At 68.3% G+C, this 11,359-nt stretch carries 13 protein-coding genes; 9 read left to right on the top strand and 4 right to left on the bottom strand.

The window, feature by feature from the left end; translation table 11 throughout:
- Nucleotides 1-28: 28 nt before the first annotated feature.
- Nucleotides 29-580 (bottom strand): MarR family winged helix-turn-helix transcriptional regulator, encoded by a 552-nt coding sequence (locus ACQPYH_RS00785; protein WP_242000539.1) that lies wholly within the window; start codon nucleotides 578-580, stop codon nucleotides 29-31.
- A gap of 185 nt (nucleotides 581-765) precedes the next feature.
- On the opposite strand from ACQPYH_RS00785, the gene ACQPYH_RS00790 reads away from it, so the two are divergent.
- From ACQPYH_RS00790 to ACQPYH_RS00815, 6 genes are all read left to right on the top strand, one after another.
- Nucleotides 766-1,782: an ABC transporter ATP-binding protein gene (locus ACQPYH_RS00790; protein ID WP_432885110.1), complete on the top strand. Its 1,017-nt coding sequence runs from the start codon at nucleotides 766-768 to the stop codon at nucleotides 1,780-1,782.
- Nucleotides 1,779-2,585 (top strand): ABC transporter permease, encoded by an 807-nt coding sequence (locus ACQPYH_RS00795; protein WP_432885112.1) that lies wholly within the window; start codon nucleotides 1,779-1,781, stop codon nucleotides 2,583-2,585. Before ACQPYH_RS00790 ends, ACQPYH_RS00795 begins: the two co-directional genes overlap by 4 nt.
- Nucleotides 2,578-3,393, top strand: a complete 816-nt coding sequence (locus ACQPYH_RS00800; RefSeq protein ID WP_432885115.1) for an ABC transporter permease — start codon at nucleotides 2,578-2,580, stop codon at nucleotides 3,391-3,393. The genes ACQPYH_RS00795 and ACQPYH_RS00800 overlap by 8 nt, the downstream gene beginning before the upstream one ends.
- 96 nt (nucleotides 3,394-3,489) lie before the next feature.
- Nucleotides 3,490-4,260, top strand: coding sequence for a hypothetical protein (locus ACQPYH_RS00805; protein ID WP_432885118.1), 771 nt, complete (start codon nucleotides 3,490-3,492; stop codon nucleotides 4,258-4,260).
- Nucleotides 4,260-5,567 carry a hypothetical protein gene (locus tag ACQPYH_RS00810; RefSeq protein ID WP_432885120.1) on the top strand — a complete coding sequence of 436 codons (1,308 nt, stop codon included), beginning with the start codon at nucleotides 4,260-4,262 and terminating at the stop codon, nucleotides 5,565-5,567. Before ACQPYH_RS00805 ends, ACQPYH_RS00810 begins: the two co-directional genes overlap by 1 nt.
- A gap of 34 nt (nucleotides 5,568-5,601) precedes the next feature.
- Nucleotides 5,602-6,378 carry a metallophosphoesterase family protein gene (locus tag ACQPYH_RS00815; RefSeq protein WP_432885122.1) on the top strand — a complete coding sequence of 259 codons (777 nt, stop codon included), beginning with the start codon at nucleotides 5,602-5,604 and terminating at the stop codon, nucleotides 6,376-6,378.
- A 77-nt stretch (nucleotides 6,379-6,455) separates the two neighbouring features.
- Here the strand turns inward: ACQPYH_RS00815 and ACQPYH_RS00820 are convergent, their stop codons facing one another.
- Entirely contained in the window at nucleotides 6,456-7,100 is a 645-nt protein-coding gene (locus tag ACQPYH_RS00820) for a GNAT family N-acetyltransferase (protein ID WP_432885125.1), read from the bottom strand.
- 56 nt (nucleotides 7,101-7,156) lie between these two features.
- On the opposite strand from ACQPYH_RS00820, the gene ACQPYH_RS00825 reads away from it, so the two are divergent.
- Together ACQPYH_RS00825 and ACQPYH_RS00830 are read left to right on the top strand one after the other, a co-directional pair.
- Entirely contained in the window at nucleotides 7,157-8,083 is a 927-nt protein-coding gene (locus ACQPYH_RS00825; protein WP_432885127.1) for a hydroxymethylglutaryl-CoA lyase, read from the top strand.
- A 159-nt stretch (nucleotides 8,084-8,242) separates the two neighbouring features.
- A complete protein-coding gene (locus ACQPYH_RS00830) occupies nucleotides 8,243-9,079 on the top strand; it encodes a helix-turn-helix transcriptional regulator (RefSeq protein ID WP_432885130.1) in 837 nt (278 codons plus the stop codon).
- 1 nt (nucleotide 9,080) lies between these two features.
- On the opposite strand, the gene ACQPYH_RS00835 is transcribed toward ACQPYH_RS00830, so the two are convergent.
- Complete coding sequence (locus ACQPYH_RS00835) at nucleotides 9,081-9,776, bottom strand: EcsC family protein (protein ID WP_432885132.1); 696 nt, start codon at nucleotides 9,774-9,776, stop codon at nucleotides 9,081-9,083.
- A gap of 218 nt (nucleotides 9,777-9,994) precedes the next feature.
- Here ACQPYH_RS00835 and aat point away from each other — a divergent pair, with 218 nt between their 5' ends.
- Entirely contained in the window at nucleotides 9,995-10,660 is a 666-nt protein-coding gene (gene aat / locus ACQPYH_RS00840) for a leucyl/phenylalanyl-tRNA--protein transferase (RefSeq protein WP_432885135.1), read from the top strand.
- On the opposite strand, the gene ACQPYH_RS00845 is transcribed toward aat, so the two are convergent.
- Complete coding sequence (locus ACQPYH_RS00845) at nucleotides 10,653-11,354, bottom strand: TetR/AcrR family transcriptional regulator (protein ID WP_432885138.1); 702 nt, start codon at nucleotides 11,352-11,354, stop codon at nucleotides 10,653-10,655. The two genes, aat and ACQPYH_RS00845, sit on opposite strands and share 8 nt — an antisense overlap.
- Nucleotides 11,355-11,359: the final 5 nt, after the last annotated feature.

The following is an 11,359-nucleotide window of genomic DNA, read 5'->3' on the forward strand; positions in this document are numbered from 1 at the left end:
CCATTCGTTAGTCGCGGGTAATGATCGTTCAGATTCGGTCAGGGGTAATGGGTCCGAGCCCGGGCCGGCCGTTCGGCCAGCGGCGGGCGTTGTCCCGGACCCGACGGAGCTTGCCGAGGACGAGATCCCGCTCGTCGGCCAGCTGGGACATCCAGAGGCTGTCGATCTCGAGGAGGTGGTCCGGCAGTGCTTCGCGCAACCGCCGCTTCCCCTCCTCGGTCAGGACGGCGAACGAGCCGCGGGCGTCGTCGGGGCAGGGCTCCCGGCGTACCAGCCCGAGGTTCTCGGCTCGGTCGACCAGCCGGGTGATGCCGCCGGTGGTGACGGTCAACTCCCGGGCAAGTGAGGTCAAACGCTGCTTCTCACCGTGGCTGCGGGCAAGCCGCAGCAACAGTTCGAACATTGCCATTTGCAGTCCACTGCGCTTCAGAGAATGGCGCATCAGGTGATCCAGCTCAGCCGCTGCTTCTCGCAGCAGCCCGTAGGCCGTCAGCACGTCGCTTTCCCAGGGTTCCGCGGCGCGAGTGGGTTCTGCATCGGCGAGCGCTAGGGGCGAGCAAAGCGAAGGCGCGATGGTCATGCGCGGACTCTATTAGCTGACTAGGTCACTTCGCTACACGGGGTGACCCTTCGGCTACAGATCGACCCGCAATCGCAAGAACCCTGAGCGTAGCGGACGATCTGGTCTAGCACGGAGTTTTTCACCTGCGCCGGGCCTGGATCGGTGAGAGGATGACCGTTCCGCTCGCTGGGGAGGGTGTGTGTATGCCGGCTATCCAAGCGGCCGATCTGGTCAAGGAATTCAGCCGGCCCGCCGTGCTCCCGGGGCGTTTGCCCAGGTTGCGCGCCCTGTTCAGCACCAAGCGCGACACTACCCGTGCCGTGAACGGCGTGAACTTCGAGATCGAGCCGGGTGAGCTGGTCGGGTACCTCGGCCCGAACGGCGCCGGCAAGTCGACCACGATCAAGATGCTGACCGGGATCCTCACCCCGACGTCCGGTGTCTGCCGGGTGGCTGGGCTGGAGCCGTCCCGCGACCGCGCCCGCAACGCCCGCAACATCGGCGTGGTCTTCGGTCAACGCACCCAGCTCTGGTACGACCTGCCGCTGCGCGACTCGTTCGAAGTACTCGCGGATCTGTACGACCTCGACCAGTCGGCGTACCGCAAGCGTGTCGGGCTCTTCACCGAGCTGCTCGATCTGGAGGACTTCCTCGACACCCCGGTCCGCTCGCTGTCGCTCGGCCAGCGGATGCGCGGCGACCTGGTCGCGGCGATGCTGCACGAGCCGTCGATCCTGTTCCTCGACGAGCCGACCGTCGGGCTCGACGTGGTCGCGAAGGCCCGGCTGACCGAGTTCATCGCGGAGACGAACCGGACCGACGGTACGACGGTCGTCCTGACCACCCACGACATGGACGACGTCGAACGGCTCTGCCAGCGGATCATCGTGATCGACTCCGGCACGGTCCTGTACGACGGTGACCTGTCACGGCTGAAGGAACGCTTCATGCCGTACCGCTTCCTGGTGCTGACACTTGCCGAGCGCAGCATCCGCGGGGTCACCGACATGCCGTACGCGACCGAGGTGGAGACCAGCGCGGTCGGTGCAGTCCTGCCGTACCCGGACCGCAGCGTCGTACTGCGTTTCGACCCGCGGGAGATCACCACGCCGGAGCTGATCGCCCACGCCTCGCAGGTGTACCAGGTGGACGAGCTGTCGATCGTGGACCCGCGTCTGACCGACGTGATCGCCCAGCTGTACGACGGCTTGCTCACGTGAGTACGTCGCCGCAGGTCCGCGCGTTCCGCGGCATGACCCGCGCCGGAACGCGGTCGGTGCTGATCTACCGCGGCGATCTCCTCACCGGCGCGGTGACGCTCGTCATCCAGGTCGTGCTCGCGATCGCGGTCTGGCGGATCGTGTACGACGGACGCGGGCCGGTCAACGGTGTGGACGCCAGCACGGCGGTCGCCTACGCGGCGATTGCGGCCTGCCTGCAGTCAGCGCTGCTGCCGTGGCAGTTCTCGTCGCTGCCGATGCGGATCCGCAGCGGTCAGATCGCCACCGACCTGACCCGGCCCCTCGCTCTGATGTGGCAGGCCCTGGGGCAGAACCTCGGCGTATTGCTCGCCCGGCTGCCGTTGGCTGCGGTCGGTCTGGCAGCCGCCGGCGTCCTCGGGGCACTGGTGCTGCCCCCGGACGGTGCGGCGCTGCTGCTCGCGGCCGTCGCCACAGTGGTCGGAGCGTTGATCGCGATGCTGTGCAACCTGATCGTCTCCATGGTGGCGTTCTGGACGCTCGAGATCAGCGGGCCGCTGATCGTCTACCGGTTCGGCAGCTCGTTCCTCTCCGGTTCGCTGATTCCGCTGTGGTTCATGCCGGGGTGGCTGCGGTCGTCGATCGAGTGGTTGCCGTTCCAGGCGCAGGTCTACACGCCGGTGTCGCTGTACCTCGGCCAGACCCGCGGGATCGAAGCGGTGGCTCTGGTGGGGATGCAGCTGGTCTGGTTCGCGGTCCTCACGCTGCTCCTGCAGGCAGTTTGGCGACGAGCCCGGCACAAGGTGGTGGTCCAAGGTGGCTGATCACGCGCCGTCCTGGTTCCGGCAGTACGTGATCCTCGAACGTGCCGCGTTGCGGGCCCAGCTCCAGTACCGCGTGAACTTCTGGACCACGTTGATCGGCGGCGTGGCCTTCCAGGGAACGCAGTTGCTGTTCCTGGGCGTGCTGCTGTCGAAGTTCGGGATGATCGCGGGCTGGGGGTTTCCGGAGGTCGCGTTCGTGTTCTCGATGCGGCTGGCCTCGCACGCGCTGTACGTCGTACCGTTCGGCTCGCTGATGATGACCGACTTCATCGTGCGCGAGGGTGACTTCGACCGGTATCTGCTGCGTCCGGTCAGTCCGTTCCTGCAGCTGGTCACGCGCGAATTCCGGTTGATGGCGCTCGGGGACGGGCTCCTGGGGGTCGGTGCGCTGATCATCTTCAGCTGGCATGCGCCCGTCGACTGGACCGCGCCGAAGCTCGTCTACCTGATCCTCGCAGTCGTCGGCGGCAGCCTGGTCGAAACCGGCATCCAGACCTTCTTCTGCGGCCTGTCCTTCCTGGCCACCTCGACCTTCTCGCTCCGGATTTTCGCCGACGACATGATCACCCGCTTCTCCGGCTACCCGTTGACGATGTTCGGTCGCGGCGTCTTCTTCGGCTTCTGCACGGCCTTCCCGATGGCGTTCATCGCGTTCCTTCCCGCCACGGTCCTGCTCGGCCGCACCGCCGACGTACCCCTTCCCGGCTGGCTCATTGTGGTGTCGCCGCTGGTCGGTCTCGCCGTTTTCGCGCTCGGGTACGCCTGCTTCGTCCGCATGCTCCCCAGGTACACGAGCCCCGGCAGCTGACCCCTGCGAAGGGCCTGTGGATAACTTCCGCGGCGGTCCGGCGATTTTTGCGAGGCTTCTCTCGTGAGGTTGTCGACCGGCGGATCGGGGAGTCAGATGAGCGACAGCAGCGAGGAACAGTCACCGTTCGGCCGCGGCTTCATCGCGGCGAGCATCGTCATCGGCGCGGTGGTGGTCTGCGGGGCGGTGTTGCTGATCGGGAGCTTCACATCCTCTGGCACGGCGCCGGCGGCGGGTCAGGCTCAGCAGCAAGCCGTCGTGCCTGCTCCTTCGAATCCTTCGGAGCCGACCGCGACTGCCACGCCGGTCAACTCTCGGCCCGTCAACTCGACCGGCTGCAACCGCAGTACTGGCGATCAGTCGGTCCCGCAGCAGCCGCCCGCGGTGGATGGCTGGGAGGTGAGCAGCCGCATCGTCGTACCGCGGTCGTCCGCTTTTGGCCCGGTGAAGACGGACGCCGACGGGTTCCGTCGATGCTTCGCGCATTCGCCGACCGGGGCCGTGTACGCCGCTTACAGCGCGTACGCCGCGATGGCCGACCAGGACAGGGTGGTCGCCACGGCGCGCAAGCTGATGGTGCCGGGGCCCGGTGCGGACACGCTGATCCGCGAGCTGCAGACCGACCAGTCAGCCAGCGGGTACACCGTGCCACAGGTCGCCGGATACCGCGTCATCGACGCGAGCCCGGATCGCGTCAGCCTGATGCTCGCCACCTCGGTCGACTCGGCGTACATGAGCCTCACGCTCACGCTCGTCTGGCACGGCGGCGACTGGCTCCTGCAACCACCGGCGGCCGGCGAGCCGGTCGGCGCGCCGTTCGCCCAGCACCGTGACCTGTCCGACTTCGTTGCCTGGAGTGGTGTCTGATGTGCGGAAAAATGGACCTCGGCTGCTACATCCAGGACGGCTTCCAGTCCGTCGCGACAAATGCGACGGACCAGCTGCAACAGCAGGCCTCGCAGGCGGCGATGCGAACGCTGGACGCGATGACCTTCTGGATCAAACCCGAGACCCCGGCTATTGCCCAGCAGCACGGCGAGAGCTGGACCAACACCAGCACCGTCGAGTATCTCCAGCACAGTCTGCTGGGCATCACCGGCGCGGTGTTCGTGATCGCCGTCCTCGTCGCCGGCATGCGGATCGCCTGGGAGCAGCGGGCGAGGCCGCTGCAGGAGCTGCTCAAGGCGATCCTGACCTTCGTGGTGGTGGGGGTAGCGGGCACCGCCACGATGCAGTTGCTGATCGCTTGGTCGGACGAGTTCGCGGTGTCCATCATTCACGGAGTTGGCCAGGACATGTCGCTGGCAGCCGTGTTCGGTGGCTCCACCGACGGCGACGGCAAGGTGCAGAACCTCGTCGCGGACGGCCTGCCGGCGCTGCTTGGCCTCTTCTCCTGCCTGGGGGTGATCCTCGTCTCCTTGATCCAGATCGTCCTGATGCTGATCCGCTCCGCCATGCTGGTGCTGCTCGCAGGGGCGTTCCCGCTGGCCGCCGCTGCGACGAACACCGAGATCGGAAGGAACTGGCTCCGGAAGTTCTGTGCCTGGTCCCTGGCGTTCATCGCCTACAAGCCGGCCGCGGCTCTCGTCTACGCGGCCGCGATGAAGCTGGGGCACGACCCCGCCACGAGCACGAATGACGGCGTCGTGCGGGCGATGTCCGGAATGATGATGCTGCTGCTCGGGCTGCTGGCGCTGCCTGCGTTGCTGCGCTTCATGGTGCCAGTCACCGCGGCCGTCGCCGGTGGGTCCGCCGGGATGGGCAGCTCGGTCGCGGACCCGGGTGGGATGGCGACCGGGGCGGTCAACGTCGGCGCGGGATTCAGCGGGAGTCGGGGCGCAGGCAGCTCGGCGGGTGGTTCCGGCGGCGGCGCCGGGGGTGGTGGTGCATCCGGTGCGCAGACGGTCGGTGCCGCCGCGAAGGCGGCCGGGGCCGCTGCCGGTCCGGCGGGCATCGGTCTCGCCGCCGCGCGGAAGACGGCCGGCGGACTGGCCGGGGCAGCCGCGCACTCGGCCGGCGAGTCTGGTGGCGGGTCGATCACCCCAGCCTCCGCGCACGGCCCGATGGCCGGCGGCTCGCGCTCCCGGTCGGCGCGATCCGCCTCGCGCACCAGCCCGCATCCAGCTGCTCAGCAGCAGATCCCGGAGCCGGCCGGTCCGACCGGTAACGGGTGAGCGGCGGACCCCACCAGCTGAAAGCATGCAGTTCATGGACCGGATTGCCTTGATCTCCGACGTACACGGGAACCTGACAGCGCTGGAGGCGGTCCTGGCTGACATCTCGGCCCGAGGGATCACGCGGATCTTCAACCTCGGCGACAACGTCGGCAAGGGTCCGCGGGGTCAGGCGGTCGTGGACCGGTGCCGCGAGGTCTGCGAAGTGAACATCCTCGGGAACTGGGACGATCTCCTCCCCGACCCCGACCGCGTTGACGACCGCGAGGCGCTGAGGTGGTGGAAGAAGGAGCTGCGCGAGGATCAGCGCGCCTGGCTGCGAGCCCTCCCGTTCTCGCACGACTTCCTGATGAGCGGCCGGCAGGTTCGGCTGTTCCACGCCTCGTCGACGAGCGTTCACCACCGGATCTCGTTCGATCACGACGAATCGCAGTACCTGAGCTTCTTCGAGAACACGCCGGCCACGGGCGACGGGCCGGTGCCGTCCGTGGTCGGGTACGCCGACATCCACGACGCGTACTTCGAGGAGGACCGCGGCCGCACCCTCTTCAACACGGGCTCGGTCGGCAACAGCCTCGGCGACCCGACACCGATCTACGTGATCCTAGAAGGCGTCATCGGCTCACCCGATCCGGCCCCGTTCTCGATCCAGTTCGTCCGAGTCCCGTACGACGCCCCCGCCGAACTGGCGATCGCCCGCGACCTCGAAATGCCGGAACTCGACGGCTACGAGGCCGAGATCATCCACGGCATCTACCGCACCGACCTCTACAACAACACCGAGTTCGGCTACCACCGCCGCACGCCCTGACCCAACTATCCCCAGCTTTTTCCACAGCTGTGAATTCGGTGCCATCAGCAACAATCTGCCGCTTGTTCACCACTTGGTCACTTGACCAGCAGGGTCTCGGATCCCACGGGCTTGTAGCCGGCGGCCAGGAAGGCCCGGAGGGAGGCGGCGTTGCCGGGGGCGATCTGGGCCCAGATCGACGTGTTCGGCGGGATGAGGGCTCGGGCGGCGCGCGCCAGGTGACGGCCGTGACCTTGGTTGTGGTGGGTGTCGGGGAGCTCAATGGCGCACTCGAGGCGGTCGGCCAGGCCGCGGCCGATGATGACCACGCCGCCGCGTACGTCGCCGTACACGTGGACATCGGTTCGGCACTCCAGCGCCCACTGGACGCGGGGATGGCTGTGGTCGGTGAGGACGGCGAGGTCCTTGATGGCGGCGGCCCGTTTGGCGGGGTCCGGGATGGCGGGGGCCAGGAGCATCGCGTCGTTCGAGCAGACGCGACGGCCGGTCAGCTCGGCCAGGGCCGTGAGGAACGGCGGGTTGGTCGGCGCGGCCAGGTCGCCCGCCGGGACCTGCTCGGCAACCCACGACGGGCTGACGTCTGCGGCGATGACGATGTGGCCGGTGAACGCGACCACGGCAGACTCGCGCTCGGACGGCGCCGGTACGACGCGGACGCCGAGGTCCGGGGCCGGGAAGGCGCCGTTTTCGACGCCACGCAGAATGTCAGCAAGAGTTGTCATCACGAGCATTGTCGCGGAGACCCCGTGTCACGCTCAGACGCCACGGAGGCAGCACGATGCGGAAACCGCAGCTGGTGAAGGCCGAGGGGTTGCCGGACCGGGTCACGATCTACGAGGTCGGGCCGCGGGACGGGTTGCAGAACGAGTCGGCGATCGTCGACGTCGCGGTCAAGGCCGAGTTCATCCGGCGGTTGCTGGATGCGGGCCTGACCACGGTCGAGACGACGAGTTTCGTGCACCCGAAGTGGGTCCCGCAGTTGGCCGACGCCGCCGAATTGCTCGACCAACTCGAGATTCCTGACGGCGTACGCGCACCGGTGCTGGTCCCGAACGAGCGCGGCCTCGACCGTGCGCTGGCTGCCAGCGTCCGGGAGATCGCGATCTTCGCCAGCGCGACCGAGACGTTCGCGTCGAAGAACCTCAACTCCACGCTCGACGACCAGTTCGCGATGTTCACCCCGACGATCCAGCGGGCTTTGGCGGAGGGCTTGACGGTCCGCGGCTACGTGTCGATGTGTTACGGCGACCCGTGGGAGGGCGACGTACCGATCGACCAGGTCGTCAAGGTCGGCGCACGGCTGGTCGACCTCGGCTGCCACGAACTCTCGCTCGGCGACACGATTGGCGTCGCCACCCCCGGTCAGGTCACCGCGCTGATCACCGCCTTCGGTGCAGCCGGCGTGGGAGTCGACAAGCTGGCCGTCCACTTCCACGACACCTACGGCCAAGCGCTGGCCAACACCCTGACCGCGTTCCGCGAGGGCGTCACCACGGTCGATAGCTCCGCCGGCGGGCTCGGCGGTTGCCCGTACGCCGAGAGCGCGACCGGCAACCTCGCCACCGAAGACCTGCTCTGGCAACTCGACGGCCTAGGCATCCAAACCGGCGTCGACCTGCAGAAACTGGTCGAAACCAGCACCTGGATGGCCAACCAGCTAGGCAAGCCCTCCCCGAGCCGGGTCGTACAGGCCCTCGCTGGGTGAGGCTGTGCCGAGTGGTGCAGGTCCTCGCCAGGTGACCCCTCGCCTCGCCCCTGCCCTTTCCGCTTCAAGTCTATCGACGTTCGCCTGAGCCGAGTCGAAGTTGTCCACAGGCAGCTCCGGCGGCGCGAAACTGTCGGTGGGGCGGGTCAGACTGGGTGGGTGAGTGCGCAGCGGGCTGAGCTTGGGGAGTTTTTGAAGGCGCGGCGGGCGCGGGTGGCTCCGGAAGATGTCGGGCTGCCTGGCGGCGGGCGTCGGCGTACGCCTGGGTTGCGGCGGGAGGAGCTGGCGCAGCTCGCCGGCGTTGGCGTGACTTGGTACACGTGGCTCGAGCAAGGCCGGCCGATCAACGCGAGCGGCCAGGTGCTCGACGCCGTCGCGACGACGCTCAAGCTCAGCCCGGTCGAGCGCGAACACCTGTACCGCTTGGCCGAGGCGACGCCGGTGCGGTTACCGCCTACGACGGATTGCGCCAGCGAGGCCGTCTTCGCCGAGATTGTGGAGGCGCTCGACCCGTTGCCCGCGGTGATCACCAACACCCGGTTCGACATCGTCCGGGCGAACCGCGCGTACAACGACCTGTTCCACGACTGGCACCAACTGCCCTGCATCCACAAGAACCTGCTCTGGTGCATCATCACCGAGCCGGCCGCCCGCGCCCAGCTGCTCAACTACGACACCGAGGTCCCGTACATCGTCGGTCGCCTGCGCTCGGCGTACGCCGAACACATCGGCGACCCGGACTGGGAGACCGACCTCGAGCGGCTGCAGGCGATCAGCCCCGAGTTCACGCAACTGTGGTCCCGCCACGAAGTAGCAGCCTGTACGCCGCGCGAGCGCCGCATCGTCAACCCAGCCGTCGGCCAACTGCACTTCACCATCACCGAGCTGGCCATCCCCGCCCACCCGGACCTGGTCCTCTTCGTCGAGACCCCCGCCGACGAGGAAACCCGCGCCAAACTGCCCCGAACCCGTCGGCCAGTGAGCGTGACCGCCTAGATCACGGCTCGATCGGGCGCCGGACCCGTCGGATCAGGCTCTTGTCGGCGAACTGACCGACGCGGTACGTCGACCAGCCGTCCACACCGGCACCGACCGCACCGCCGAGCAACGGGATGCGGCGCGTGATCGTGAGAGCCATCTTCTTGCCGCTGATCCGTGCGATCAGCTCGGCGACGACCTCGTTCGAGACGTGCCGGTCCAGCTCCGGGTCGAACACCGGGGCGGTCGCGATCGCGATCGGCGACGTCGGCAGGCTCGACTTCTTCAACCGGTCGGCGACGCCCTCCTCGCCGAGCAGGCAGGTGATGACCGCCGTCCGGACGCGTGGATCGTCCAGGTCGTACCCGCGCAGGTGTGCGATCGCGGCCACCATCCGGGCCTGGACGATCGCGATACCGGTCAGGTTCGCAGGCAGGGAGACCGGGAGCGTAACGAGACCGCCGAGACCGGTCGCGAAGCCCTGTACGCCGGCCAGCCGGATGTGCTGGTCGATCACCGCGTCGATCGCGAGCTGGGCGTCACCGCCGCACCGCTCGAGCTTGTTCTCCGCGACCCGCTCCGCGCCGGGGAACCGCTGGTACCCGTCGATCGCGATCTCGAGGATCTGACGCAGCACACCACCCGCGGCTGCCGGGGCGAACCTCTGGGCGGCGGGCGCGAGACTACTGGCAACGAACCTGGCTACTCCGGCCACGGTGCTCCTTCCCGCCCGGCCCCACAGGTCAGAACCCGGACGTGCTTCAACTGTACGTGGCTCCACGATCCTCGCCACTCGGGAGAAACCCTTGGTGGCCCCTAGGTGGCGGATCTGCAGGCCATCACAACCGCGGCCCACCGGTCGCCCGTCGCGTGGCCGAGCGCCGACGGGCGGAATGTGATGGCCTGGGGATCCGCATGGTCCAGGATGGTGCTGTGCCAGTCGAACCTGTCCCGTCCCAGTGGGAGTTCCCGCCCGTCGGAGTTGCCGGGGCGAGTGACGTGGTGGCGGGTGGCGCGGACCTGGCGCCGGGCACCGTGCTGGCGGCGTACCGGCGGGGGTTGTTCCCGATGCCGGACCATCGCGGCTCGATCCTGTGGTGGTCGCCGGTCGATCGCGGCGTGATCGACGTCGCCGGCTACGAGCCGTCGCGCTCGCTGCGGCGGGCCCGGGCGAAGTTCGAGATTCGGGTGAACACGGCGTTCGACCAGGTCATCCGCGCGTGTGCGGATCCGCGCCGGCCCGGTTCGTGGATCGACCGCGAGATCATCGCGTCGTACACCGAGCTGCATCGGCTCGGCTGGGTGCATTCGGTGGAGGCCTGGGACGGCGACGAGCTGGCCGGCGGGCTGTACGGCGTCGCGATCGGCGGGTTGTTCGCAGGCGAGTCGATGTTCCACCACAAGACCGACGGCTCGAAGGCCGCTGTCGCGGGGACGATCGAGCTGCTGGACGACGGGTACGCCGCCGACCGGGTCTTCGACATCCAATGGGTGACCGACCACCTCGCAACCCTCGGCGCGGTGTCGATCGCGCGGGAGACCTACGTACGCCGGGTTGCGCGCGCCGTCGGCGTACCGCTCCCGAAGGCGTTCATGTGAGGCCGACGAACGCGGCCATCTGGCGCGACGTCGACTCGAAGAACTCGTCGGCGGGGTCCATCGAGCCCACCAGCTGACCGAAGAGTTCGAAGCTGATCATGCCGAAGAGTTGCGTCCACACGATGACGGTCCGCATCAGCACCGCCGGCGGCACATCGGGCGCCAACGGCACCAACACCTCAGTCTGTTGCGCGAGTAATCCTGAGGGGTTCGGTGCGTCGGCAGGCAGCGTCAATCGGCCCGCGACCTGAGCCCGCTGCAGTAGACCGAGCAGGAGGAGTGGCACCCGGATCGCGGGCTCCACCGTCGTCTGGGGCGCCTTGTAACCGCTGATCGGAGAGCCGTAGATCAGCGCGTACTCCTGTGGATGAGCGCGAGCCCAGTCCCGGACCGCGGCGTAGATCGCAACCCATTCCGCCAGCAGATCGTCCCCGCCCGCAGCGCCCTCGCCCGCAGCTCTCTCAGCCGCCGACCCGAGCGCGTCGTACGCATCGATGATGAGCGCGGTCAGCAGCTCGTCGCGGCTGGGGAAGTACCGGTAGAGCGCCGACGAGACCATGCCGAGCTCACGGGAGACCGCGCGCAGCGACAGCGCCTCCGCCCCGACGGTCGCGAGCTGCCGGCGCGCGGCGCCCTTGATCTCCTCGGTCAGCTCGGCCCGGGCACGTTCACGGGCAGTACGTCCGGCGTTCATATGGC

Origin of the sequence: Kribbella sp. CA-245084 (assembly GCF_050942355.1) — a bacterium.
GTDB lineage: Bacteria > Actinomycetota > Actinomycetes > Propionibacteriales > Kribbellaceae > Kribbella.

Coding starts and splice junctions, on each gene's coding strand:
- ACQPYH_RS00785 (WP_242000539.1), bottom strand. CDS start 580: ATGACCATCGCGCCTTCGCTTTGCTCGCCCCTAGCGCTCGCCGATGCA.
- ACQPYH_RS00790 (WP_432885110.1), top strand. CDS start 766: ATGCCGGCTATCCAAGCGGCCGATCTGGTCAAGGAATTCAGCCGGCCC.
- ACQPYH_RS00805 (WP_432885118.1), top strand. CDS start 3,490: ATGAGCGACAGCAGCGAGGAACAGTCACCGTTCGGCCGCGGCTTCATC.
- ACQPYH_RS00810 (WP_432885120.1), top strand. CDS start 4,260: ATGTGCGGAAAAATGGACCTCGGCTGCTACATCCAGGACGGCTTCCAG.
- ACQPYH_RS00815 (WP_432885122.1), top strand. CDS start 5,602: ATGGACCGGATTGCCTTGATCTCCGACGTACACGGGAACCTGACAGCG.
- ACQPYH_RS00820 (WP_432885125.1), bottom strand. CDS start 7,100: ATGACAACTCTTGCTGACATTCTGCGTGGCGTCGAAAACGGCGCCTTC.
- ACQPYH_RS00825 (WP_432885127.1), top strand. CDS start 7,157: ATGCGGAAACCGCAGCTGGTGAAGGCCGAGGGGTTGCCGGACCGGGTC.
- ACQPYH_RS00845 (WP_432885138.1), bottom strand. CDS start 11,354: ATGAACGCCGGACGTACTGCCCGTGAACGTGCCCGGGCCGAGCTGACC.